Source organism: Burkholderia sp. BCC1996 (genome assembly GCF_905339955.1).
In the GTDB taxonomy this organism is placed as follows: Bacteria; Pseudomonadota; Gammaproteobacteria; order Burkholderiales; family Burkholderiaceae; genus Burkholderia.
The window spans coordinates 124,966-149,228 of record NZ_CAJPHM010000008.1 but is presented as its reverse complement, the minus strand read 5'-3'; the positions used below and the strand labels follow the sequence as shown (position 1 = coordinate 149,228).

16 protein-coding genes and 1 tRNA gene are annotated in these 24,263 nt (G+C 57.5%); 7 read left to right on the top strand and 10 right to left on the bottom strand.

Annotated features, from left to right (window positions below):
- Positions 1-69: 69 nt before the first annotated feature.
- The 5 genes from U4Z64_RS14155 (at position 70) to U4Z64_RS14135 (ending at position 4,337) form a co-directional block, all read left to right on the top strand.
- Positions 70-1,728, top strand: coding sequence for an MFS transporter (locus U4Z64_RS14155; protein ID WP_124486914.1), 1,659 nt, complete (start codon positions 70-72; stop codon positions 1,726-1,728).
- A gap of 124 nt (positions 1,729-1,852) precedes the next feature.
- Positions 1,853-1,929 (top strand) — tRNA-Met (locus U4Z64_RS14150).
- Positions 1,930-2,130: 201 nt separating this feature from the next.
- Positions 2,131-4,005 (top strand): hypothetical protein, encoded by a 1,875-nt coding sequence (locus U4Z64_RS14145; RefSeq protein WP_321820283.1) that lies wholly within the window; start codon positions 2,131-2,133, stop codon positions 4,003-4,005.
- 82 nt (positions 4,006-4,087) lie between these two features.
- Entirely contained in the window at positions 4,088-4,219 is a 132-nt protein-coding gene (locus U4Z64_RS14140; protein ID WP_321820282.1) for a hypothetical protein, read from the top strand.
- Positions 4,194-4,337, top strand: coding sequence for a hypothetical protein (locus U4Z64_RS14135; protein ID WP_158335986.1), 144 nt, complete (start codon positions 4,194-4,196; stop codon positions 4,335-4,337). The genes U4Z64_RS14140 and U4Z64_RS14135 overlap by 26 nt, the downstream gene beginning before the upstream one ends.
- Before the next feature lie 165 nt (positions 4,338-4,502).
- On the opposite strand, the gene U4Z64_RS14130 is transcribed toward U4Z64_RS14135, so the two are convergent.
- From U4Z64_RS14130 to drmD, 8 genes are read right to left on the bottom strand one after another with little or no spacing between them, the layout of a single operon-like run.
- Positions 4,503-6,449 carry a DUF3732 domain-containing protein gene (locus tag U4Z64_RS14130; RefSeq protein WP_321820281.1) on the bottom strand — a complete coding sequence of 649 codons (1,947 nt, stop codon included), beginning with the start codon at positions 6,447-6,449 and terminating at the stop codon, positions 4,503-4,505.
- The gene (locus U4Z64_RS14125; protein ID WP_011204896.1) at positions 6,446-6,949 is read right to left on the bottom strand and encodes a three component ABC system middle component; all 504 of its coding nucleotides are present in this window, start codon (positions 6,947-6,949) and stop codon (positions 6,446-6,448) included. The genes U4Z64_RS14130 and U4Z64_RS14125 overlap by 4 nt, the downstream gene beginning before the upstream one ends.
- Entirely contained in the window at positions 6,942-8,201 is a 1,260-nt protein-coding gene (locus tag U4Z64_RS14120; RefSeq protein ID WP_321820280.1) for an ABC-three component system protein, read from the bottom strand. The genes U4Z64_RS14125 and U4Z64_RS14120 overlap by 8 nt, the downstream gene beginning before the upstream one ends.
- Before the next feature lie 55 nt (positions 8,202-8,256).
- Complete coding sequence (drmC, locus tag U4Z64_RS14115; RefSeq protein WP_175891347.1) at positions 8,257-9,063, bottom strand: DISARM system phospholipase D-like protein DrmC; 807 nt, start codon at positions 9,061-9,063, stop codon at positions 8,257-8,259.
- Positions 9,060-10,895 carry a DUF1998 domain-containing protein gene (locus U4Z64_RS14110; RefSeq protein WP_321820279.1) on the bottom strand — a complete coding sequence of 612 codons (1,836 nt, stop codon included), beginning with the start codon at positions 10,893-10,895 and terminating at the stop codon, positions 9,060-9,062. The genes drmC and U4Z64_RS14110 overlap by 4 nt, the downstream gene beginning before the upstream one ends.
- A complete protein-coding gene (gene drmA, locus U4Z64_RS14105) occupies positions 10,892-14,452 on the bottom strand; it encodes a DISARM system helicase DrmA (RefSeq protein WP_321820278.1) in 3,561 nt (1,186 codons plus the stop codon). Before drmA ends, U4Z64_RS14110 begins: the two co-directional genes overlap by 4 nt.
- A 28-nt stretch (positions 14,453-14,480) precedes the next feature.
- Positions 14,481-18,731, bottom strand: a complete 4,251-nt coding sequence (locus tag U4Z64_RS14100) for an Eco57I restriction-modification methylase domain-containing protein (protein WP_321820277.1) — start codon at positions 18,729-18,731, stop codon at positions 14,481-14,483.
- A gap of 3 nt (positions 18,732-18,734) precedes the next feature.
- Entirely contained in the window at positions 18,735-21,917 is a 3,183-nt protein-coding gene (gene drmD, locus U4Z64_RS14095; RefSeq protein ID WP_321820276.1) for a DISARM system SNF2-like helicase DrmD, read from the bottom strand.
- A 238-nt stretch (positions 21,918-22,155) separates the two neighbouring features.
- On the opposite strand from drmD, the gene U4Z64_RS14090 reads away from it, so the two are divergent.
- Positions 22,156-22,494, top strand: a complete 339-nt coding sequence (locus U4Z64_RS14090) for a hypothetical protein (protein ID WP_175891342.1) — start codon at positions 22,156-22,158, stop codon at positions 22,492-22,494.
- Between the two features lie 5 nt (positions 22,495-22,499).
- Positions 22,500-22,748: a hypothetical protein gene (locus U4Z64_RS14085; RefSeq protein WP_144411719.1), complete on the top strand. Its 249-nt coding sequence runs from the start codon at positions 22,500-22,502 to the stop codon at positions 22,746-22,748.
- On the opposite strand, the gene U4Z64_RS14080 is transcribed toward U4Z64_RS14085, so the two are convergent.
- Positions 22,732-23,286, bottom strand: coding sequence for an RNA 2'-phosphotransferase (locus U4Z64_RS14080; RefSeq protein WP_011204889.1), 555 nt, complete (start codon positions 23,284-23,286; stop codon positions 22,732-22,734). The genes U4Z64_RS14085 and U4Z64_RS14080 overlap by 17 nt on opposite strands.
- Before the next feature lie 234 nt (positions 23,287-23,520).
- Positions 23,521-24,093: a BPSL0761 family protein gene (locus U4Z64_RS14075; RefSeq protein ID WP_321820275.1), complete on the bottom strand. Its 573-nt coding sequence runs from the start codon at positions 24,091-24,093 to the stop codon at positions 23,521-23,523.
- Positions 24,094-24,263: the final 170 nt, after the last annotated feature.

The following is a 24,263-nucleotide window of genomic DNA, read 5'->3' as shown; positions in this document are numbered from 1 at the left end:
AATAATCGTCGACAGGCCCGCCCACCCAAGGCGGCCACACATCTATATCAAGGGACTTGGAGACGATTCATGGCAACGTTAGGCGGGCAAATTTCGCACTCGCCGATGACGGGCGAAGAGAAGAAGGTGATCTTCGCGTCGTCGCTCGGCACCGTGTTCGAGTGGTACGACTTTTACCTGGCCGGCTCACTCGCGGCCTACATCAGCAAGAGCTTCTTCTCCGGAGTCAATCCGACCGCGGCATTCATCTTCACGCTGCTCGGCTTCGCGGCCGGGTTCGCCGTGCGTCCGTTCGGCGCGATCGTGTTCGGCCGGCTCGGCGACCTCGTCGGCCGCAAGCACACGTTCCTCGTGACGATCGTGATCATGGGCATCTCGACCTTCGTGGTCGGCTTCCTGCCAGGCTACGCGTCGATCGGCATCGCGGCGCCCGTGATCTTCATCGCGATGCGGCTGCTGCAGGGCCTCGCGCTCGGCGGCGAGTACGGCGGCGCGGCGACCTACGTCGCCGAGCATGCGCCGGCGAACCGCCGCGGCTTCTACACCGCGTGGATCCAGACGACCGCGACGCTCGGCCTGTTCCTGTCGCTGCTCGTGATCCTCGGCGTGCGCACCTTCATCGGCGAGGAAGCGTTCGGCAGCTGGGGCTGGCGCGTGCCGTTCGTCGCATCGATCGCGCTGCTCGCGGTGTCGGTGTGGATCCGGCTGCAGCTGAACGAATCGCCGGTGTTCCTGCGCATCAAGGCGGAAGGCAAGACGTCGAAGGCGCCGCTGACCGAAGCGTTCGGCCAGTGGAAGAACCTGAAGCTCGTGATCCTCGCGCTCGTCGGCCTGACCGCCGGCCAGGCCGTCGTGTGGTACACGGGCCAGTTCTACGCGCTGTTCTTCCTCACGCAGACGCTGAAGGTCGACGGCGCCAGCGCGAACATCCTGATCGCGATCGCCCTCCTGATCGGCACGCCGTTCTTCCTGTTCTTCGGCTCGCTGTCGGACAAGATCGGCCGCAAGCCGATCATCCTCGCGGGCTGCCTGATCGCGGCGCTCACCTACTTCCCGCTGTTCAAGGCGCTTACGCACTACGCGAACCCGCAACTCGAACTCGCGACGCAGAAGGCGCCGATCACGGTCCTCGCCGATCCGGCCGCCTGCTCGTTCCAGTTCAACCCGGTGGGCACGTCGAAGTTCACGAACTCGTGCGACATCGCGAAGAGCGCGCTCGCGAAGGCCGGCCTGAACTACGAGAACGTCGCGGCACCGGCTGGCACGACCGCGCAGATCAAGGTCGGCGATACGGTGATCCCCGCGTATGACGGCAAGGCGGCCGACGCGAAGGCGCAAGGCGCGGCGTTCGACAAGACGCTCGCGTCGACGCTGAAGGCGGCCGGCTACCCGGCCAAGGCCGACCCGGCGCAGCTCAACTGGCCGATGACGATCGTGATCCTGACGATCCTCGTGATCTACGTGACGATGGTCTACGGCCCGATCGCGGCGATGCTGGTCGAGATGTTCCCGACGCGGATCCGCTACACGTCGATGTCGCTGCCGTATCACATCGGCAACGGCTGGTTCGGCGGCTTCCTGCCGGCGACCGCATTCGCGATCGTCGCGGCGAAGGGCAACATCTACTCGGGACTCTGGTATCCGATCGTGATCGCGCTGGCCACGTTCGTGATCGGTGTGCTGTTCGTCAAGGAGACGAAGGACTCCAATATCTACGCGCAGGATTGAGGTCGGGTAGCGGGCGGCCACCCCGCCCGCTATCCTGCCCGAACGGGCCGCCGGCAACTTTTTTCAGGGAAGATGAAAAAAGGTGTTGACAGCCCGGCGGCACATCAGCATAATTCAAGTCTTCGGCGAATTAGCTCAGTCGGTTAGAGCGACGGAATCATAATCCGCAGGTCCGGGGTTCGAGTCCCTGATTCGCCACCAAATGCAAAAGGCCGCTGCACCGCAAGGTTCAGCGGCCTTTTTCTTTGTCTGGCGCCACCCAGACAAAGACATAAGTCATTGTTTCAAAATGACAATTTTGAATTGGCCTGCTTTTCATGCTTTGTTCGACGTATTGAACTGGTACAAAGCGCTGGTACAAACCCGGCCACGCTTTTACCTTGCAACCGCATGAAAAACGCCATGGCCAAACATCCGTACATGCAGCAGCCGAACGACCGGAGCAGCTGGGAGTTCCGCGTCGTTATCCCGGAGTACCTGCGCACGAAGGACTCCGGACGCGAGTTCAAGCGCACCCTCGGTGCCACTTACGAGGAAGCGCTCGTGCGTTACCCCGGCATCGCGCTTGAATGGGCCACGCTGCGGGCCGACCTCGAACGTCAGGCCGACGCCCCCGACCGTCCGCACCGCCCCCATCCGGTTATCACCTACAAGGCGCTGACCACGCGCGAACGCACGCTGCTGGACCACCTCGTCAGCAGCTGGGAGTACCGGTCGCTGGACGCGTACGACTGGGAGGCGGCGGCCCTGAGCGACGAGGAGCTGGATGCACACCTGGATGCCCATGAAGCGGACCTGAAGCAGCGTCAGCAGGGGTTGCAGCGCGCGCTCCGGCGCAACGCCCCGCCCGACTGGTTCGTGGAGGAAATCGAGGAACACCTCGCCGTCTCGCTCGGCATCCGGCTGCATAAGGACTGTGCAGACCGCCAGGACTTTTTCCTGCGCATGGCCGGCGCAGAACTGAAAGCGCTGCGGCTCAGCCTGGAGCGACTGAACCCTGCCGAGAACGGTGACGGGTACCGTGCCACGCCGCCGAAGCCGGCTGGGCCATTCGACGACGAGCCGGATACGTCTGCCAACGAGCGGACGCTATTTAAAGCGTTTGATATCTGGTCCAAGCAGAGGACGCGCGCTGGCGGCGACAAGACCGAAAAGGAGTACCGTGCGTTCGCGGAACGCTTCGCCCAATACGCACTCGACGCCCCACTCGAGCGTGCGTCCCTGGCCGCCCTGGCCGCCCTCGCCCGCGAGCGCCAGATAGGACGGCGCTGGCTCGAGCACGTGGCCGCCGAGCAGGGCGTGCAACGCAAGACCCTGAAAAAGTACCGCAGCGCCATGTTCACGCTGTTCGCCACCGCCATCGACAACGGCCTGACGGACGTCAACCCGTTTGCCTTCCGCCTCGCCAGTCTGCAACTGCGCGGCACGCACGCCGAGGAGCGCCGAAGCGACAAGGAGGCGCGCAGTCCGCTACCTAGCCCGCTGATGGACCGGTATTTCGCCGGGCCGCTGTTCGCTGGACCTGGCTTCGACCGGCGATTGCCCGCGCCCGTCGCCTTCTGGTACCCACTTTTGCTCCGATTCACCGGGGTGCGACCGCTTGAAGCGTCGTATCTCATGCGAGACGATATTGTCCTGCCCGAAGATTTCACAGCACAGGAGCACCAGCTGGCGGGGCACGGAAACGCAAGCTGGATTTATATTTTCTCGACACATGAGGGCGTCGACGGCGTCGAGCGGCCCACCAAGACCGGGGTAAGTCTTCGACGCATTCCGGTGCCCGAAATCCTCATGAATCTGGGATTCCCGGACTTTGTGCGCAGCGTGCCACGTGGCCAATGGTTGTTTCCGATGCAGGTGTCCCGAGAAAACTCGGTGAACCGTGCCCGGTATGCGTTGAATGCCCTGGGAGACTATTTGCGCACTACGCTGGCCGAGCCGAATCCGCTTTTTGTTACATACAGCTTCCGCCACACCGTGGTCGATGAGGCCCGCGAAGCAGGCGTGACGCAAGAGGTGCGCGATGCCCTTGTCGGACACGCGGAAGGGGACAACCGCAGCAAGAATGCGGGAGAGACGGTTTACGGCGCGCGCTGGTATCCGGCCAGTCCGCTGCTCGAGGCGGCGGCCAAACTTGGCGCCGCACATCGCCTAGCCAAGGGCTTTCCCACCTGGGCGGAATTCCAGCAGCGTACACCGGACTTTTCCCGCGTCGTACGCGCGCCGAAAGCATTGCCGCCGAAGCGCGCGCGACGTGCTGCCCCATCGACCGAGTAAGGATGTGCGTGCGTCCAGTGGCCGCACGCACCGGACTGTTTTCCGAGCCGACGTCCACGAAAGGCGGAATATGGCGAAGTCGGTGAGCGACTTCGTCAGCGGCCGGCGACTGCCGCGCGCCATCGACCGCGACATTTCCCGCCAGCAGGGCAGCGCGATTGACTACGGCGACCGCCGCATCGCAACGCATGACCATCGCAAAACATCTGGGTGATGAGTTCGCTTACGGGAAAGCCTTCGTCATTCAGCGCCGCAGCCTTGAGGAAAACTGCCGGGTTTGCAATGTTGCTATCGGCCATGAACTGCTTTCTGAGCTCATCAAGGAGAGCTGATGAGCTATGCAAAGCGCTGCGCAGTGCATCGTCCGCCTCCAACTCTCGTCCCGGCATATTATTCCCCGCGTCCGTTCTTTGCCATGGTCAACCTTCCCGTCTTCCTGACGCTATTTATATTCCTTTGATTCACTCCTGCGGCCTCTACGTAACTTCTGATGCTTGCTACATTCGCTCTTCTCCATAGCATCTTGGCCAGTCTTCGGGGATGAGCTTCTCGCCATCCCGCCATCGATGGCGAACATGCTTCTGAAACGCCGGGTCATCAAAATCGGCGTGGTCGGTGACTATCACCTGATACTCGCGCCCCTGAACACTACTTGACTGTGCCATCAGCTCATACATTCGTCGAACCGTGTCTCTATCGATGTCTTTCTTCTTTGTTCCGTTGCCTGAGTCGGCTGGGAAGTGAGCTTGAGACGGTTGGTCAATTATCAGGAAATTTGGGACCGGGCGATTCTTTTGCGCGAACCACTCGTGTAGCGCGAGGTGAACCACAAGGTGATAGCCGACCCAGTTCTCCCCGCTTCCCATGCGCTTCAATGGAACAGGGCCATCCAGGGTATCCGCAACAACGGTCAAATTCCGCACGTCGAATCGCACTGGCGAATCTGAGAACTCAAGTTTCAGGGTTTCCGCATGCTCGGATATCGCTGGATTGATTCGCCCGAGAATCGACTCCAGTCGCTCTGCCATCAACTGGTGACTCAATGCCGCCTCAAGCTCCTTGCAGATGCCCGCAAGACGGTCTCGCTCAAGGTGCATTCCGCTTGTATCTGTCTCCTCTGGCAGACTCTCCAGATAGAGCGAAATCCGTCCAACGACCAGCGCGCTTCGCGCCGCATCGTCATGATACTTTTGGAGACGCTGGTCATTCGCTCGGATAGCGTTAAGCTGCATCCTCACGACTGACAGGCGTTCTAGAAGAGCCGACACGTCACTCTCATACGCCTCTATCGCGGCCTGGATATGTGGCGTGGAAGTGCGCACTGCGGTCGAGTGCTCGAGCAGGTCGTTATGGAACAACTGCAAATTTGCAACGGAATCAATCTCCTGTTCCTGCAGAGACTGGCTGCATAGTGGGCATGCATGCGCGGTGCGCTCCGAGGAAAATAGCTCGACCAGACCAAGGCGGCGAGCCTGCTCTTGCACCTCTTGCTCAAACTCCAGTCCGTGATTCTCGAAGGCGCGCGCTGTGTCTATCGCATGCCGCTTACTGCGAATCTGGTCCTGCAGGCGAGCTCGCTCCGATGACAATCGCGCGAATTCGTCTTCGTCGGCTTGTGGAGGCGGATTGCGTCCTATTGGGGACTCCGCTATCCGCTTGAGCTCGGCAACAGCGGCTTGCCATGACTCTGGCTGCACCAAGTCCGTAAGGCCAACCAAACGCGCTTCAGTCAGCAGTGAAGAAGCTCTCTCGTTCCCTTTCCCCCGAATATCTTCCAACTCTCTTAGAGTTCGGTCGATGCTCCGAAGTTTGTCGCGACATACCTTGAGTTCAAATCGCTTTGCCATCTGGTCTTCGCCGGCAGCTCCGAGAAGATATGGCAAAGAGTCTTTCAGTGCTTGCGAAACAAAATTGTCCGCCGCCCCGTGGAACAGATAACCCTTTTGGTCAATTTCATTCTGCGTCTGGAGACAGAATGCAAGCGCGTGCCTAATGTTGGTCGAGAGCGCGCGCCGTGTCTGCCCAGGCGGCGGCACATGCAGAGTCTCCTTGATGCCAACCCAAGACGTGAGTTGAGCTATGAGGCCCTCAAGATTCGTCGTCTTACGCAACTGCTTTGCAGAGGGAAGCTTTAGCTCTTCTGCTCCCATCTGCAAGAAAATATCTTCCGTGGACTTCGCAGGCGGGCTCGGTGCCCGCCGGGCAATGAAGGCTCGTCCGGCGTCGCCCAAGTGGAGAAGAACTCCATACCATGCGACCTTCGACCGAACCACACCGTCTGGCACCGAGCATTCGTCCGCGCCAAAACAATAATCCAGAATCTCAATGAGAGTCGACTTACCGGTCTTGGAGTCACCAGATACCACGTTCAAACCGCGCCGAAACGGCACAGCACGGCGTCGACCGTCGCAGCTGTAGACCGAAATAGCAATTACCTGCATCATGCCCGCATCCCGATAAGCGCTAAGGTTGTTGTTGTGTTTCCAGCCAGTGCGAGCCATCTCCCCATGAAGCGAGCGCCTCGAAGGCACTGCCCCATCTCCGAATTAGCCTCATCAAGCTCCGGTACCTGAATTTTCATGGAACCAGCGGCATGCACTTTGCCTGCCGCAAGGGTCAATGCGCCATGAGTAGCCCCAAAGAGCAGTCCTTTTCTCGTGATGTCTTTTGTGACCCTCGCCAAGGACGCAAACTGAGAGCGTAGCAGAGGGTTCTCTGCCAGCCACGTCGCAAAGGATGTTGCGATAGTCTTTGGCAATTCGCGACGAATCGGTTCGTGCAAGACCGCCGGTAGGACAAGGAAGGACGCCGCGAAGCTCAATGGCTCTATGTCCCGGGATTTGGACTCCCGCTCCGCTCCCAGGCACGCCTCGCGCAGTAGAACAGCACAAAAAGCCGGATTGAAGAGCGCCCGATACTCGGCTGAGGCTCTCGTATCACTCATCCTCCATCTCCTCGCCATCTGAGTGCGCGCCGGGCTCCAGCATTCTTACGTAGTCGGGATGCCAACCTACACGCCGCTGGTCCGAGAGTTCGTGCAGAGTGCCCCTCGCCATCCACGGCGCGTTCATTCCTGCCTTGAGGCTCAAATCAGCGTCGCTTTCAGCCCAGGCCAGAAGCTCTGCGCCGGCGGCAACACAGTTGCTCTCACTCGAGTCGGCGTCAAGAGCTTCCTGCGCGCGAGCAAACCGTATCTCCCAAGCCTCGAACAGGTCTTGTTGAAAGCGTTCGTCGTCGGCCAAGAGCAGAAGGTCGCTCCTCAGCCACTTGGACCGTTGCGTGTAGGCACGGAAGTAGTCGTTGATGGCTCGATTCAGCCGCGTTTTATTTTTCGTTACAAGTGTCACTTGCTTTGCAAAAGTGTAGCGCGCATACGCGGCAAGAGCAGCCTGGTCGAGTTTTTGCTGCAAAATCTCGTTATCAATCAGTAAAGCGTCCGCACGACATTGGTCTCGTATATCGTCCAGCTTCAGTTCGATGGATTGCGATGACAAGGTTGAGAGTCCCCCCGGCGAAGACAGTTGCCTGACCATCTGCCCAAACCACCATCCTTCTAGCGCATCTAGCGCGCCAGAAATTCGATTCTTGGGAACCGCAAATCGGAGTTCCGAATGAAGCTCCCGCTCAACATCGGTCGCAACGGGAGCTCCGTCCATGATGACCACGCTTTCCAGGAAGGCGGACTTCTCTCGCTCCGACAGTGCAAGGAAGAGCTCATAGCCCTCCTTGTTCTCCTGCGATGACGATGAACGCGCGGTAGCATTCAATAAAGCCAGAGCTTCCACCTCATTCCGCTGCTCGCCTTCGCCAAGCAAGTACGCTGCGCTTCCTTTATCGCAAGTGCCAGTAGATACCAGGATAAGCCGAGTCGTTGCGTTAATTTGCCCGGCGGCTGAAGCCGTCAACCATATGCGAAATGTCTTCCAGATATCTGGACTCGCATCAGTGAGCGTGGCGACCCGCTTTACTCTATGTTTCGCTTGCAGAAGGTCGGTCGGGCGCCCCTCTGATTCGAAAACTACGTCATCCAGCGTCTCAAGCCCGACCTTGAATTCGTGGGTGGAGCGGAGCTTCCTAAGAGCCCAGAGAAGTGCCAGCCGGACTTGGTAAAGATATCCTAGCGCGGACTCTCGAGCACTGAATCGTTCTGCACCTTTCTTCTCTGACATGTCCGAATTCTCGCAGTCCAGTTCCATCTCTCTACCCCACTTCGGGGGTGTATATCCGAACTTTAGAGTGCCGCTCATCGCGTTATAGGTTCACTGCCCGGAATACCCCATCTCGAAGAAGGGCCGCGAGATTCGCGGCTACCTGTCTCGGCGCGTCACCCCCGCGCATCAGTGTTCCTAATTCGATGTTGAGGTTCATCGCGTAGTCAGTCAGATTCGCACTCGACACAAAAAGCACCTCTTCGTCCGCGACCACGAATTTTGCATGAAGAGAGCCATGAAGGCCTTGGATGCTTTTCGGGCGCTTCGCTAGCGGCCAAACGTACGTCGTAATCCCACCGACCCGTGACAAAGCCAGTCCGTCTGCCGCGTCAAAGTCAACTTTGCCATCGCTTTCTTCCCGGCTCTCTAAAAGAAAGGAAACTTTGACGCCTCGGGTCACGGCCGCTTGTATCGCTTGCACAAGAGCGTCAACCTTGTAAGCCGCAAACGTTACGATGAACAACGATTTCCGTGCGCCACTTATCAGCTCGAGCAGGACCTGCTCAGTGCTCCGAAAACCAAGGCGGGGAGTAACTGGGCCTGACCATACAAGTTCGACGCTGCTTTCACCTCGAAGCCTCGTCGCTTGGTGAAGAGCTCCTTCAACTGAAGCCGCGAGTTCGCCCGGCGGAACTCGACCAGCACAGTTGCGCCATTCCTCGAGAATTCGCTGAAACCTAGTGCGAGCCGTCGAATGGAGGCGCTGCTGAATCTGCAGCAACGCCTGCTCGAGATTAGTGCTTGACTGCCTTAGCTGCACTACCACCGCCATAACGGCATCCGAGGAGACGTCAGCGGCAAATTCCGCGATAGCATCGAGGAGAGGTGTTGGCAGGTTCATCATCATTCAAAGAAAGGAACGTTGCCGCCACCAATCGTCTGGACGAGGAGCCCTCGGTCAAGATATTTGTTTCCGCGCTCGCACGATGTTTCTGGGGAAAACATGCACGCATGGCATGCAGCGCCGTGCAACGAAGAAGTTCCGTCGTGCGCCGGCCGATGTTCACCGCACAACGGGTCTGAGGCACAAAGTCGAATCTCTTCCAACGCCAACCTTATCAAGCGCCCGAGCCTGTCGGGCTCCCCCAGCGAGACCAACCCGCCAAGGGTTCCTTCGCTATCTGGAGCCGCCGTATAGAGAAGCAAGCCCGCCATCGCAGGTGCGTCATCCCCTCCGTCGTGAGCGTATATCCGCTCACGGATGCTGGCTGACGAGTACCCAGCTTCCATGGACAACTGCCGCATTAGGGCATGGGAGAAAGAGTGAATCAGCGCATATCGAATACCCGGATAACCGCTCTCAGGCTCGGGGATGCGCCGTGCTCTCCGCCACGCGGAGTGGGCGCGGAACATCTCCTCATCCTGCCGAGTGACGCGCTTCACCCACGCGCGTATTGCCTCTTCTGAAAACTGGAGAAAGATTCCTTCCCCTCTCACTTCCGAAACAGGCACCCAAACAGGTTTGCTGCGGCCCAATGGCGCTCGCAGCGCATCTGGAATTTCACTCGGGTCCGAATAGTCACCAGGTGATTCGATTCGCGTGAATCCGGTTAACGCCCGCACCTCTCGCAGACGCTCTGCGCGGACAACCTTTTCAAAGTATCGTTCGTATCCGTGCGGCGCGACGACAGCGGTTAGCTGGAAATCTCGCGTATTCGTGGCCGGGTCAGCACTAACAAAGACATTCCACTCTGGTAGTTTCAGGTTGCCGTTTTCTTCATCAGCCTGAACGCCGTTTTTCTTGCTTTCGATGGCATCCCATACAGCAGCGTCGCTGTAGTCCTCGAGACCCTTCAAGTTTCCTACCGCTCTGAACGCACCTACGGTCTCCTTTGATGGAATATGCTGCAAGACCGCCCAGCGCTCCTCCACTAACTGCGGCAACTTGTCGACATACATTGGAATTGACAGCGCCGACAGGGATATTCCAAACCAACTGTTCGAGGCCCCCAAGAGCATAGTTTCAGCATGCTCGTCGCAACCGTTTGGATTGAAATCTCGCAAATGAGGTCGTCGCCCCCGACACTCGAACACATCGTCACTCTCGGCAACCTCCCCGAATGCATCGGACATGCGCCGGTCGCGCCCGCAGGTATCACATTTGACGAGCAAATCCACGGCTTCGTCCGAGGCACCAATCTTCTTTAGCCGGAGCGGTCCGTTGCATGTCGCCGCGCCACGATGCACGAAGCGCAGCCAGGGAAAATCATCGAGGTGACCGTGACTGCACGCAATCTGAAACCGTGCGGGCAGCGCCACGGGAGGCTGTCCGGCCTTACTGCAGTTCGCATGGACAAACCGCGCGCGGTCCGGTCTGAAGGGGTCCGTTTTCAGCTCGAACAGGCCTGAACTAATAGGCGCCAGCAATTCACACCATGGGCATCGAAACCACTGGGGAAATGCTGCCACCGGGACTCCGATTTTGGCTCCTCCAAGGGGGTCAGCGGATGCAGTGTCGGGCTCGACCGGTGGTAGCAGCAACTTTTCTACCTGGGCACCAAGCTGAACACGCACGGCACGAAGCAGACGCTCTTCGCCGACCAGCACCGAATGGGTTGTGTCCCAATCGTCGAGACCCATGACCATCCCGGCGATGTTCGGCAGGTCAATCATTGCCCCAACACCATAGACGTTCAGCAGTTGCGTGGGTCGGATATCACCAACTTTGTGTTTTGTCATTGTTGGCCTCCGGTCGTCGAAGGCGGCGTGCCAGTATTGCTCACAGCCGCCGGAGCAGGCGCCGAGTAGCCTTGTCCGTACCCATCATCCAGTGGTTTGTCATCCATAATTAGGCCGACGCTTGGCTCGACATCACGGAGCGAACCGAGACAGGTAAAGTCCTCCCAGTCTCCCGCTCCCGTTTTCTCAAGCAACGGAATGGTCGTTCCATCTCTCTGTCCTTGATACCCTAACCGAGCCCCACCCGGTTTCGGCGCGGCCCTTTTGAGCCAATAGTCGATTCGGGCTTTCAACAGCTTTTCCACCCGTTGCCCTTGCGCCGTCGACTGCGTCACGGAGGCGGCACGCTCACTGATTGCCTTGATTGCATCCTTCACAATCGCGTGCGAACCGTCCAGCCGTCCCGCAGCCAAGTTCTCGTTGAATTCCGATGCGGGCAAGCGCACCAGTGCAGCCAGAACGGCGGATATACCTCTGTCGACCGCTCGCGCTGCGAACGGCGTCACTGAGAGCGCTTCGACGTGCTGATAGAACGTCGCGTGATAATGCTCAAAACGCTCGTAATGGGAAAGGTCGCGCGGTCGCCCCCAGTTGTAGACGGTGCAGACCAACCCCGGCGCTTGCGCGTTTCGCCCAACGCGGCTGGTCGCCTGAATATACTCCGCAGTTCCCTTCGGTTGACCACCGACCACCATCAAGCCCAAACGCTTGACGTCGACACCCACAGATATCATGTTTGTCGCCAGAACAACGTCAAGAGGATTCGCGCGGACCGGTTTCCCGGTTGATTTGGCGTGGGGCGGCAAAAGCGGGTCGTGTGCGTACTCAAGCCGGTCCAGCAAACCGGGAATATCGCGGGAATTCTTCCGGGAGGTCAGTTCTTCAAGGGCTGGCGTATGACGCTTCGCCAACCCACGGCTATCCATATCACGCAGACGCGAACGAATGTCGTCGTCCACGAGCCGTCTCATACCACCGAGTTCACGCATGGAATTGAAGTAGCCCAACAACGTCATCCAGGGGTCAGCTGCTTTCCCGTATCTCAAGAACAACGCTTGAGACGCCGCGAGATAAGCCGAGTAGACACGAATAAGCGCCACCTTCAGGCGCCGTCCAAATGCGCTTACGCCGACGTACCTTCGTCCGGGGTATTGCTCGCTTGGCTCCCGCTGCAAACTGAAGAAATTGTCGCGCACGTCCAGACCTTGCGGCGGGAACACGCGAACGTCACGCAGAAACAGCGACCGCACTTGCTCTGTTGCTTGACGGATAGTTGCCGTGGACGCGATAAGCTTCGGTCGGACGACCTTTCCGTCGATGCTCCAGGTGCAGAGCTTGTCGACTGCTGTCTCGTACAGGCCGACTAGACTGCCCAACGGGCCCGATATGAGATGCAGCTCGTCCTGAATAATCAGGTCGGGTGGACGGAGCGGCCCATGCGCAACCGCCCTTACTGAAGGCAGGCCGTTTTTTGTGGGATGCGAAGAAGCGTCCTCCAGACAGGGCGAAGTAAACCCATGACGCGGACAATACCCGTCGACCTGGCCAAACAGCATCTGGGTCGTGCCGTTCCATGGCATCTGGGCGAATTTATCGACGGTTGCTATCAGGAGCGCCGGCAACCGTCGATAGATTTCTTCGTCCACCGTCAGGACCGGAATTCCTTCATCGGGCGCTTTCGCGCGACTGAAGTCACATTGGCCAAGTCGGTCACTGCAGTAGGTAAAAACGCGTGCTCGACCTTGGGCATACGTCTCGACCTTCACATCACGTCCTAGGTCCAAACCCTCTCCACACCAAGGACAGTTGGTCAGTTGTAGCGGAGAGCCCGTGCCACTGCCCATGCCGACGCCGCGCCCGCCCAGCGTCGACTGATGTGCATCGGCAACGCTGTTGGGAGACGTCTTCATGCCAACCCAGAGTCCAACGCGGAACGGCTCCGTGCCCCAAACCTCAGGAGCGGCTCTTCGTATGACCTCGCACGCGCAAATCAGCGCGGCGGCACGCTGGAACTGTTGCAACGTAAGCAAGCGAAGCGTGTAGCGCATGATGACCGCAACACCGGCGTGCCCCAATCGTCCACCCACGCTGCCCTGAAGTCGTCTGAGGCCGAGCGTATATGCAGTCAGGCCCAGATACGCTTCAGTCTTACCACCGCCGGTTGGGAACCAGAGCAAATCCGCAATAGCTGAGGGCGCACTGCTGCGCTCGGGGTGGTCAAGCTGCGTCACACCAGGTAGGTTGAGGAGCACAAATGCCAACTGGAATGGTCGCCATGAAGGGCTCTCGGACTTTTCCAGTTCGTCGACATTCACTTTGCGACCAGCGCGCTTCATCTCCGATAGCAGTGTATGGATGCGCTGTTGCCACATCGCACGGTTGGCAAACCGGAACGCTTCCAGCGACTTGGAGTCTTGTTCGAGAAGGTCAATGCCGGCAGAGATGCGGCCGCAAGCGACATCGCAGTTGGCAATTGCATTTTCAGCGACCTTTCGATAGGCCTCCAGCTCCTCCTGTGGGTCGTCGATTCGGGCAGCCTCTTTCTCAATCCACGCTTTATACGCAGCTGGCAATGCGCGGAGCGACCGGAATAGGTCAGCAGCCGCCATTTCTGACAAGGCTTTCATGTCCAGAACCACGTCGGCCAGGGCGGGGATATCCTCCGTAGTAGGCGGTGTTGTTTGAGGCACCTCGTATGTCGGCATCGCTCGCGTCCGCAAACGGACGCAACTCGTCGGGTCTTCAGGGATAACTTCCGCATGAACGGCGACCCCGTGTCCTACGGCGAACTCAACCTGTGCTCGATAGAGCATCTCGAGCGCCATTTGCTCTGCATGTTGTACAGGGTCCGCCTTTGCCTCATCACGGAACAACTGCCTACGTCGAAAGACCGGCGTACCATCAGTAGCGGCAACTTCTAGCTCCGGCTGAAAGACCCACATTTCGTCTTTCAGGGATTCGCTTTCCCTCTGCCCATTTACCATGAACAGGGACACAACCCAATCACCGTTGAGCTTGCGAGCCCTTCCCTGGAGGTAGACCTCCGGCTGCGACGAATCAAGCGGCACCGGAGCAATATCGCCTTCGACGAGAGCGATTGGGAGACCAACATTACCCATCGGATACCGCTTCCACACCGTTAGCGGATTCCCCTTGTCATTGACTTGAGATTTGCTCTTTTCGCGTTTGTACCGTCCCCACCGCCCTGTCACGAGAATGGATTGAACATCACCAGCTATTGTGCAGGTCAGCCCTATTGAAGAAGGCGACAACGAATCCGTCGGAAGCGGCGTATCGTCTGTAGCCCCGTCCTCGCCGGAAGCGGACTCGTCGTCCGCCAATACGTCCATCTCATTCGCTCGCAGACGTCTATTCCGGGGCGAAAGCATACCAACCAGATAGCGGTCCTGCACACGTGATTCCGCCACCTCCTCATCAGGACCGCCACGAGGCCCCAACAGCTCATTTGAAACGAGCTCTTCGAGTTCCGACCTAAGCCGTACCGCCGTTGGAACTTGGCCGGTAAGTATCGATTGGGCGTTAGGGGTACCGGACATTCTCTTTCCCTATTTAGATTGGTTCACGTCAGAACAAGCTATCCTGGAGTCCAACATTTTCCGGATGCTTTCGGCGAGCGCGCCCGCGAAGCTGCTGACTCGCACGTGCCACTGCACGACCGTCGTCTTCCTGCTCGGCCTCATATCTTTCACGATTTAAGCGAGAAAGACGACGGAGAATCTCCAAGCGAGCATCCTCGCACACAGTAAAACGAAGGCGGTCCTTGCCCTCGAGATAAGGCACCACGTAGAAGTCGTGTTGAAGTTCGATGTCCCAGCCGAATGCGGCTAACACTTCTTTGTCTATTGCCATACGGAGTTCGCGAAGTTGAACAATACCAGCGTCATCGCATTCTCGATTGTGGAATAAATTATAGACTTGAGTTAAGCCAATAGCCCCCTTCTTCATAATCGCATCGCGACACGTATGATAACGCTCCCCCAATTCGTCTAGACTTCCGATTTCCCCAGGAAAAGGGAACGTTTCAAACGCATTTCCTGGAGAGTACTTAAGGCGCGTCTCAAGACGTGCCGACTGCTTTCGGGCCCATATTTCGTGAATCGTGGACTGAAGGACCGCAAATGCCTGACCGCCTTGCAAAGCGAACCCGTCTAAGTTGCCGGAAGGTACAAGAATGTTTGGAACATACGCAAAACAGAGAAATTTTGTCACTTCGGAGCAAAGAAGTACGCGTTCGAACGGCTTCTTGGAATTGTCCCAGCCTTCCGGATGACGCGCAAAAGCATGCCCACGGCCAATTGCGTGGTACATGTTTTTTGCATTTCTGCCAAAGAGCCACCAATATTTTCGATATCCATCGGCACTTGGCGTACGAGTCAACTGGTCCCTTTCCGGCTTTACCTTTTCTTTAACAATGGCCAGCACATCTGGGAAATCCTCTGCAACTCTCCCCGGGTAGTCTGGCGGCACAGACCCCTCGCGGAGCCACAGAACCTGTTTATCATTTGGCGCCCCGGCCCACACGCCGTCCGCATCGCGCGCAAGGGGCCAATCCCAAAAATTAATTACCCAGCGCGAGGGTTTTTGCTCAGGGTGTGAGTTGAGGTCATCGCCGTTCAGGAACGGGAAAAGTACCTCCGCATTCTTAGCATCAAGCGCCACCAGCGCTGCTGCGTCCCCCTCACTCATGGTAAAGCCCATACCCAGAACGATTGAACCTTGGAATGCCTTATCAGCATTCGAACGAAGCGGCTTCGGGCTCCATTCATCTTCGGCAGAGAGAAATGCCGAAATGGTGGGTACATCAGCCCCATTGAGCCGATAACGTCCTTTCCAGGTTCCCCGATGGGCATACACTGCGCTTACCATAACCGCTGCTGCCCCTGGCCACGCAATATTTGCGTCGGCGGCATAGATGCTGTCGCCACGAGCGAGCATCGCCTCTAGTCCAACCTGACGCGTGTCTCCCTCTGAAATTGTATTTACTGCAAGCAAACCGAAGTTGCCCATCCCTCTCAACAATGAGGCTGCCCGCAGGAAAAAATATGCACAAAGGTCCGCGTTCCCGCGTCGCCCATCCGCTTGATACAAAACCTGATAGTCCCTGTAGTCTGTACCGAGGATTCCTGTTATTTTCTTTCCGCCCAAAAATGGCGGGTTACCTATAACAGCGTCGAACCCGGGATTATCTGTGTGCATAAAGACTTCGGGAAATTCTATGAACCAATGAAAGGTCCGACGCGTGGCAGTTGCCGAGCTGTGATTGAGCAACCGTACGGCCTTCCCGTGCAGTTCGTTCAGCGACTCTCGTGAGGTCGTCGACGCTGGAGTACCGTCGAAAGCGGCGCCAACATCGAGCAACCTTTCGTCTAGCATCGTGTCAAGCAATTGATGGCTTCGCGATTGATTGCCACTTGCAGTGACCAAACCGGCGCCGACAACTAGGTCGGCTAAGATTCGTACGCCCGAAAGCGCAGCTTCTGCATCGCGATGAAGCCGACCTTTGATGTCAGCGTCCTGCACATCCAAGACGGTGAATCGCTCCAACTGCTCCCGCTTGAATCGGGCGACGTCCAGCAGTTCGACACACTGTTTCTTAATAAAATCATATAGTCCCGAAGTTGCGCGCGTCGGCACTAGATGAAACTTCTCCACTTGGTCCACAGTATGCAATCCCAGTAGGCTATCGCCACACTTGATTGCGTGGTCCAGAAAGGTGAACGGCCGATGCTTATGTAGCGTGACGAGCCATAGCGAAAGCTTAGCCATGTCGACCGCCATTGGGTTTACGTCGACACCATACAAGCAACGCTCGACTACTAAGCGTCGCGCAAGAGCGAGTCGTTCTTCTATGTCGGCAGGTAAAATCTGCTCGCCGTGATTTGCTCCCAAAGGTAGAGCCTCGGGAATGCTCACTGGCACATTTGGCTGCTTACCTTCGGCGAGACTCCAAGCTTCAACAAGCCTCTCCGATAAATAACGACACGCTTGGACCAGAAACGCACCAGAGCCGCACGCGAAGTCGCAAACCTTAATCGAAAGAATTTCCGCCGGCTTCTTCAGTCTCTCGGGGACTACCTCTTCTCCCTTGTCTGCTCCTTCGTAGAGAAGCGGCTCCAACGTTGTCCTTACAACCGTCTCGGTAAGGCTCCGGGGCGTATAGTGAGTTCCTGTGCTACGTCGGTCAATGCCTCTCGTGACATACACGCTGGCTGTCTTAACAACAACGGGGTAGCCACTGCTATCCAGCCGAAGAAGCAGCGCAAACGGCTTGACCCTGTGGTAGAGGTCGTCTGTCGTGCCGCATGCTGTTTGCAACTTTACTAAGTCTGCGTTGTGTGCTCCCGCGAGCGCTTTGCGTATTCCTCCCGGCGTGCGCCCGGTTCTTTCCTTCAAGAATGCTACAAGCTCGTCCTCTCCAGCACTCGCGTACTTTTCGAGTTCGTCCAACAATACCTCAACATCCTCCCCATTGCTCGTTCGGAATCCTAAGACGGGTGACGATGCACGTTTGGCAGTATGGTCAAGTAGCCCTTCATATACATGACCAATCTGTTCGATATCGAGCGCCCGAAAGGAAAGGCGACGCGGCTCAATCCCACCGCCCGGAACACGCACTTGTAGGACCTGCAAAGACTCCAAGAGATGCAAGACGGTACGGTTGCTAACTGGAAGAGGTACGGCGGGCGTATCGACCCATGAACTACCTACAATTCGCCCCTCCAGAAACGGGTAACGGTCCGGGTCAAATAGGCTCCCACCGTATGCCGGCAGGCGCATTGCATCGTGCTCCACTCCACCGTGGATGACGCGGCAGGTCGCCAGAAACCGACCCCACGCATCGTGTCGATACTCGAGAAGCTGCTCGTCAGGTATCTCACGCAACTGCTCGCGTAGCGTTGAAATTGCGTAGTGTCGGTCGTATAAGGCATCACCGAGCAAAAGAAGCCCACGCTCCTCGGCAGAGAGAAGAAAGACTAAACGCATCATCACAGCGAGAGCCGCTTGATAAAGCTCCTTCTCGCCAATGTTTTTCAAGATACGCCCGTGCGCCTCGGCATCAATGCGGTCAAGTGCCTGAATCAGGACCTCGACAGCCTTCAACACCTGTTGACCGAGCTGGTCAGTGACTTCCTGCTGATTTATCGCGCTTTCCGCCAGCATGAGCGGAAGTGTCTCATTCTCAGCCACGCCGAAGAAACGACCAACTCCCAGAAAGGAGACAAATGCTCGCAGAGTAAGTGGCTCTTCGGACCACAGGCTCGCGTCCCAAGTGATGTAACTAGTGGTGGTGCCCGGCTTCGCAGCAACCAGAAGCCACTCCTCTCCATTGGTCACAAGACCGAGCGGAACCCCCGTCGCATGCAGCAATGTCATCATTCGCGTGTCTGGCGACCCGGTTTTCCACGCGGTCCCTAGCACGGGCTTAGTAAGCTCCTGCTTCGGCGGATAGACATTTACCAGCATTCGGGGAAGCGTTTCATTCAGACCCTTAAGCGCGTATGTCGGCCGCAACGTTTCGCCATGCTCCGGAACACGCGCTTCCAATCCATGCGGCAATGCCTGGCCGGTAAGCAAATAGTCGTCTGGATACCCTAGGACTTGCTTGAGCACGAACTCGAGCCATGCTGTGTGAATCGCGACATCTTGTCGATGCTCTTCCCATTCGCCGAATGCGAGACGAACGTTCTTGGACATCTCAGTATTGTGTGCATCTAACCCTTGGGGAAACACCTTCAACAGCACGGGCAGGGACAGGAACGGCCCCGAAACCTCAACGAGCGACAGCCATTCGTTATGTTGGCGAGCGATAGACATGACTTATGCCGCTCCCTGACGTGCAAGGACTTCGGGAATCAAGTAGGTCACGGATACAGGGAAAAGGCGTGGGTTCGGTTCCGCATATCGAGCCAAGATAATTTTTTCTTCTAGTTCCATTTCTTCCGGCAGCTCATCGAGACGCCGCTCCAATGCGTTACGGTCCCGCTCAAACTGTTCTTTCTCCGGCGTTGAGAAGAGCTCGAGTTGTGGGGTAACTTCATGCAACTGTGAACGGATGCTCGTTTGCAACTCGCCCAGCACAGCGCGCATTACGCCAATTTCACGGGTGGCTCGCTCATCGAGTCGATTCTGTAGTGTCTCAGTCCTATCCTTCATGCGGGACTCGAGCGAACGAAGCACCCCGTCCTCATGGGTCGGCCAAAGCGTTATCAGGCGCTGCTGCATCGACTCCGTCGGAGATTGAGAAGTAGCTTCGTTCAGCAACTGCTCCAAACGGCCAACTTGAGGAATACGCGCAAAGCGTCCCTCGCGCAGTTCGCCACCAGCGAAGATAATCTCCTCGTGAATGCGCTTGTTGTCGCCGCCGAGTACAACGAGTCGGCCGTGAGCAACTACAACTGGAACATCAGACATTCGATTTGGAATCACTCTCGCCGTGACGCGATGCAGTCGATGATGACCGGTGACGGACCAAATCTCTGCCCGCAGCCGCTGCAAACAGTTCTGAACGAGCCGGTGGTTCAAGTGCGCAAGGACGACGTCGTCTCGACCAGACGCGAGAGTGTGGTCGAACACGATTGGGCGAATCTCTTGCGTGTGCGGATGTCGTAGTCCCTCAGTAGCCAGTCCCCAAGACCCCGTCAGATGCGGCAGTCGAAAGACGGGGCACTTCACTCGCTTGTCGGTGGGGTCTGGCCAGACGCCATCCAGCGTTGCCTCCTGCAGCGGAGGCTGTCCGGCAAGTGATAGTCCTACTGTAACTACCGCGTGGATGTTATCCGGGTCCAGATGCAGTTCGCGCTTTGTCTCCGAGAGTTGCTCGTGAAGTTGCTGAAGCTGAGCCCGAAGGTCATGTCTGACGCGAAGTAGCTTGCGCGAAGCCTCGCTATCGCGCTCGGCCTGCTCAGTATTGAGGTGTTTGCGACGTCCAAGCATCGCCTCAGTAACCTGCGCGGAAATCACCGGGCCAACCTTGCCCAAGTCCTCTCGAATGTTTTCAACTTTCTGAGCAGCACGCATCAGAAACTCGAGGTCTCCCTCAAGGTCCCCCGGCGCGGACGCTGCTGCGCTTTTGGCGTTCTGGCGATAGCCTTTGCCCACGAAGTGGTAAATCATCACTTTTGGTTGACGCTGACCATGTCGGTCGATTCGGCCGTTGCGCTGCTCCATCCGATTCGGATTCCATGGAATCTCGTAGTGGATGAGTCGCGAACAGTAGTTCTGTAGGTCGATACCCTCGGATGCTGAGTCTGTGGCCAGCAAAATACGAACGGGCGATTTTTCCGGTGATGTTTGGAATGCGGCTTTCACACGTTCGCGCTCATCGCTATGCATTCCGCCGTACATCGTCATGACTCGGTCTTCACCAGTGAAGCCATTGAAGGCAAGCAGGCCCTGCAGCCACTTCTGTGTTGCGCGATATTCGGTGAAGATGATGACGCGTTCGCCATTCCAACTTCCATTGGACAACAGTGTCGACTTCAACCAGGAAATCAATTCGGTCGCTTTCGCATCGGGCCGCATTGCAGCGTCGCTCGCCCAAGAACGTAGTTCGACGAGCAGTTGGTCTTCTTCCGCAGTTATGGGACTGAAGAGTGCAACAGCCGAGTCAACGGCCTCATCCGTTGCGAAATCTAGCTGCCCATCATCGGCCGGGTCTTCATCCAGTGCCTCGACTTGGCGACGCAGAATACCAACGACGGGCAGTTGCTTACGACCTGCCGGCCGACGGGCGTTGCGGAGCGACTCGAGATGCTTCTCGAGCGTGAGACGAAATGCTTCCGGTGACGAGAACAGCCTCTTCTTGAGGAGCTTCATAACGAACTCGCTCGCGAAGCGCTCCGCCTCGTCTTGGGCGGTACGAGTACGCAGTTCCGCGTATCGGGAAAGCGCCTGGTGCGCTGCCCGCTCGGCGTCGGTGTACGGCACTTCCAACGGTTCGATGAGGCGTTCCGGATACCGAGGCGTACCATCCCACCGTGGTGGCAGTTCGCGCTTCAGCCGTCGAACCATGACTGCCGCCAGTTGCTCCGGATTCGGTCGGACGCTACGCGCGAATCGCTGATTGTCCAGCAATTCGAGAAGAGACGAAAAACTCTCCGAGTAGCCGTTATGGGGTGTTGCCGACAAGAAGAGCTTGTGCTCGAAATGTGGCGTCAACAGACGAATTGCAGCTGTTCGTTGTGAGTCGGTCGCGTATCGCCCTGTGCCCGCTGGCGCTACGTTATGTGCTTCGTCAACGACCAGCAGGTCAAACCGGCGCGGGTAAATCGGCTGCCCGGGAACGGGCAGCGCTTCCCGCATCAGTCGTAGCGGCCGTTCACGCTTGAGAAAGTCGATGGACGTGATGAGGCGCGGGAAATGCGTCCATGGATTCACGTTCAAACCACGGGTACGTCGGAGCTCCTTCATCAGCTCGCTGTCCACGATGCGGAAATCGAGTCCAAACTTGTCCCGCATCTGGTCGCGCCACTGAATCTGGATGGCGGACGGACACACGATTAGCACCGTCCGCGCTCGGTGTCGTAGCATCATCTCCTGAATGACAAGACCACTTTCGATGGTCTTTCCGAGACCTACGTCATCTGCAATCAGCAGATTGACCCGAGGCATCTGTATGGCGCGCGCCAACGGGTCGAGCTGATAGTCCTCGATTTCGACACCGCTGCGGAAAGGAGCCTGAAGCGCTCGAGTATCGCCTTGGGCGACAGCGCCCCATCGAACCGCATTAAGGAACGCGTCAAGGCGCTCCGGCTCATCGAACCCGGATACATTTGGCATCGAAGCGCGCTCGAGAATCGAGGCGCCAGGTTCCAACTCCCAAATCACCCGTAGTTCCTCACCGGCGGCGTCGTCTTCGACACATGAAAGCGATACGAGATTTTCGCGATTGGCGCCGTCGGTCATGCCGCTGGCAGCGACAGAAGTGACAACATACCGTCTGTTGCGGACCGATACCAACTGGCCGTTGACTGGTACCCCAATGGACTGAACGATGGTCATATTTCTTTTCTTGCAAACAGGCTAGGCGACGTATTTTAGGGCCAAATCATCCGCTTTGGACACCGGGTGACAGTCATACGCCGTAAGACCGAGCTCTCCGTAAGCCCTTGATTCTAAATAACCTCCAAAAAATCAAGGCTCTTTACTTGGTGGCCGCATCCACAGCGGTTTACGGCTTGTATTTGTCTTTACAATAGGCTCAAAATCCTAACACCACTGAAGCCGGGGGCAACGGGGGATGAAGGCCGAATTTGACGCGGTTTTGCGAAGTGAAGCCCTCACAAGGCTTCCCGTCGACGCATTTGTGCGCGCAATTACTGTCAATAGGGGGCGCCGAATTGCTCTCCTGCTCGGCGCAGGTGCCTCGCTCTCATCCGGAATGCCAAGCGCAGAAATATGCATCTGGGAATGGAAGCGTGACATCTTCCTAACAAACAACCCAACCTTACGCAACGCCGTCGGCGAGCTTTCGCTTGCCGGAACAAAAGCTCGGATACAGCAGTGGCTTGACCTTAGAGGAAACTATCCGGTTGCGGGAGCGGAGGCCGAGTACTCCTTTTACGCCGCCGAATTCTAACCTTCATGGCACCCTTCACCCTGCAGCGCAAGCTGACCCACCCTTACAAACATTCGGATAGTGCCGCACACAACGACCTGCAGACGATGGGACTGCAGCAGCCACCTTTCTCCGCAGCTTGCATCCCGTTCAAATGGCTGCGTCGCGAATTTGCCGACGACATCGCCAAGGGCTGGCGCTTGGACTATGACCTCGCGCGCGAGCCCACCGAACCAAGTTGGTTGACCGAACGGGGACTTAGCCTGGAAATTTAATGTACTTCGCCGGCACCTCGGGCACCAACCAAACGCCGTTGTCGGACACGCGGAACTGGTAGCCGTCACGCAGCAGCGGATACGTTTCAATGACCAAGATGACTGGCTTGCCGCGACGCGTAGCTACGCGAGTCGCCGTCTCGCGGTCTGGCGACAGGTGTACGTCATGTCGATTCATCGGCGTCAATCCCTGCTTGCGAATGTCAGCCATGGACTTGCCAACCGTGCCGTGATACAGCACCGGCGGCGGCGCCTTGACCGGTAGCTGCAGGTCAACGTCAACAGAATGACCTTGCGCGGCGCGAATGCGCGTAGCGTCATCGTTCAGCACAAAACGCTTTTTATCGTTCTCTGCAACTACTTGCTTCAACTCGTCCAGTGTGAGCGCCATGCCAGCAGCAGCTGCCTTGGTCAACAGTTCGGAAACGTCGGCCCAGCCCTGGGCGTCCAGAGTGACGCCGATGGAGTCCGGCCGGTGTCTGAGCACATAGCTTAAAAATTTGCTTGCACGAGTTGCAATAAAGTAGCTGCTACTCATTACTGGACCCCAACTGAAAACCTGCGATTTTTAAAGCGATTCCACACGATAATCCGGGTAGCCGGTATTTTCCTAAGGGAACTCATTGAGTTGCCATCTTTTTAATTATAGGACGGGCGCTGATTCTAGTTCAGACGTTGTAGGTTGCTCTGGCAGATTCGCGGACTGCGCCACCGGTCGCAACACTTGGCAAGGCAAGACATGGGTAGGCGGACAACGTCGCAACGTGCGGCATTAGCTTGGCTTGACGAATCGGAGATTCGTCGGTCCGTCGGACAGGACCACAACGCGTACCGTTTCGTAAGTTACGTCGCGATACCCAACTTCGCGAGACTCTGGGCTTCCCGGGTACCAAACGCTGTACTGGCCGCCCATATACCAGCCATGTTCGTGCGTCCAACTTGTCTCTGGCGCGAACACCTCGCGAACCTCGTCGGACTCATCTGCATCGGCGTAGTGCGTCATAAAAAGAACGCGGCTTTCGGGGTCCACGTCGGCGAGAATCCGCAGTAGCTTTGAAGCTGTTAGAGCGCTCGGCAAGGCGGCTAGTCCCGCGACAACAGGTGCCATCGTGCGTTCGCTCTCCCACCGCTGCGATAAAGCGTCTTGGGCTTGGCACGGCCAGTCTAGCCACGAGGACTTGCGCGCAATTAGCGCAACCATTCCGTCGTCGGGGTAATGACGCAATACGGATACCGCTTTTTCTCTGAGCGTTGCGACATCCGCCGTTGATGTCATCTGTGAAACGTCAGACAGCAGCCGGCGCGCATTTAGCAGCGCACGCGTTCGTTCGTCAGGCAGCGTCATAGATTCGCACTCCCTTCAGCCATCCGCCGTCTTTCACCATGATGTCTGTCGTACAACGCATCTCGCAGCGCTGACTTGAACATAAGTCCAAGCTCGAATGGCGGCATTGTCCTCAACTCAACGTACTCACGCGGCGTCACTGCATCGAGATACTCTCGAAGACTTTGGTC

Bases quoted from the DNA above. Each gene is read 5' to 3' on its own strand.
- U4Z64_RS14155 (WP_124486914.1), top strand. From the start codon at position 70: ATGGCAACGTTAGGCGGGCAAATTTCGCACTCGCCGATGACGGGCGAA.
- U4Z64_RS14145 (WP_321820283.1), top strand. From the start codon at position 2,131: ATGGCCAAACATCCGTACATGCAGCAGCCGAACGACCGGAGCAGCTGG.
- U4Z64_RS14135 (WP_158335986.1), top strand. From the start codon at position 4,194: ATGACCATCGCAAAACATCTGGGTGATGAGTTCGCTTACGGGAAAGCC.
- U4Z64_RS14130 (WP_321820281.1), bottom strand. From the start codon at position 6,449: ATGATGCAGGTAATTGCTATTTCGGTCTACAGCTGCGACGGTCGACGC.
- U4Z64_RS14125 (WP_011204896.1), bottom strand. From the start codon at position 6,949: ATGAGTGATACGAGAGCCTCAGCCGAGTATCGGGCGCTCTTCAATCCG.
- U4Z64_RS14120 (WP_321820280.1), bottom strand. From the start codon at position 8,201: ATGGAACTGGACTGCGAGAATTCGGACATGTCAGAGAAGAAAGGTGCA.
- drmC (WP_175891347.1), bottom strand. From the start codon at position 9,063: ATGATGATGAACCTGCCAACACCTCTCCTCGATGCTATCGCGGAATTT.
- U4Z64_RS14110 (WP_321820279.1), bottom strand. From the start codon at position 10,895: ATGACAAAACACAAAGTTGGTGATATCCGACCCACGCAACTGCTGAAC.
- drmA (WP_321820278.1), bottom strand. From the start codon at position 14,452: ATGTCCGGTACCCCTAACGCCCAATCGATACTTACCGGCCAAGTTCCA.
- U4Z64_RS14100 (WP_321820277.1), bottom strand. From the start codon at position 18,731: ATGTCTATCGCTCGCCAACATAACGAATGGCTGTCGCTCGTTGAGGTT.
- drmD (WP_321820276.1), bottom strand. From the start codon at position 21,917: ATGACCATCGTTCAGTCCATTGGGGTACCAGTCAACGGCCAGTTGGTA.
- U4Z64_RS14090 (WP_175891342.1), top strand. From the start codon at position 22,156: ATGAAGGCCGAATTTGACGCGGTTTTGCGAAGTGAAGCCCTCACAAGG.
- U4Z64_RS14085 (WP_144411719.1), top strand. From the start codon at position 22,500: ATGGCACCCTTCACCCTGCAGCGCAAGCTGACCCACCCTTACAAACAT.
- U4Z64_RS14080 (WP_011204889.1), bottom strand. From the start codon at position 23,286: ATGAGTAGCAGCTACTTTATTGCAACTCGTGCAAGCAAATTTTTAAGC.
- U4Z64_RS14075 (WP_321820275.1), bottom strand. From the start codon at position 24,093: ATGACGCTGCCTGACGAACGAACGCGTGCGCTGCTAAATGCGCGCCGG.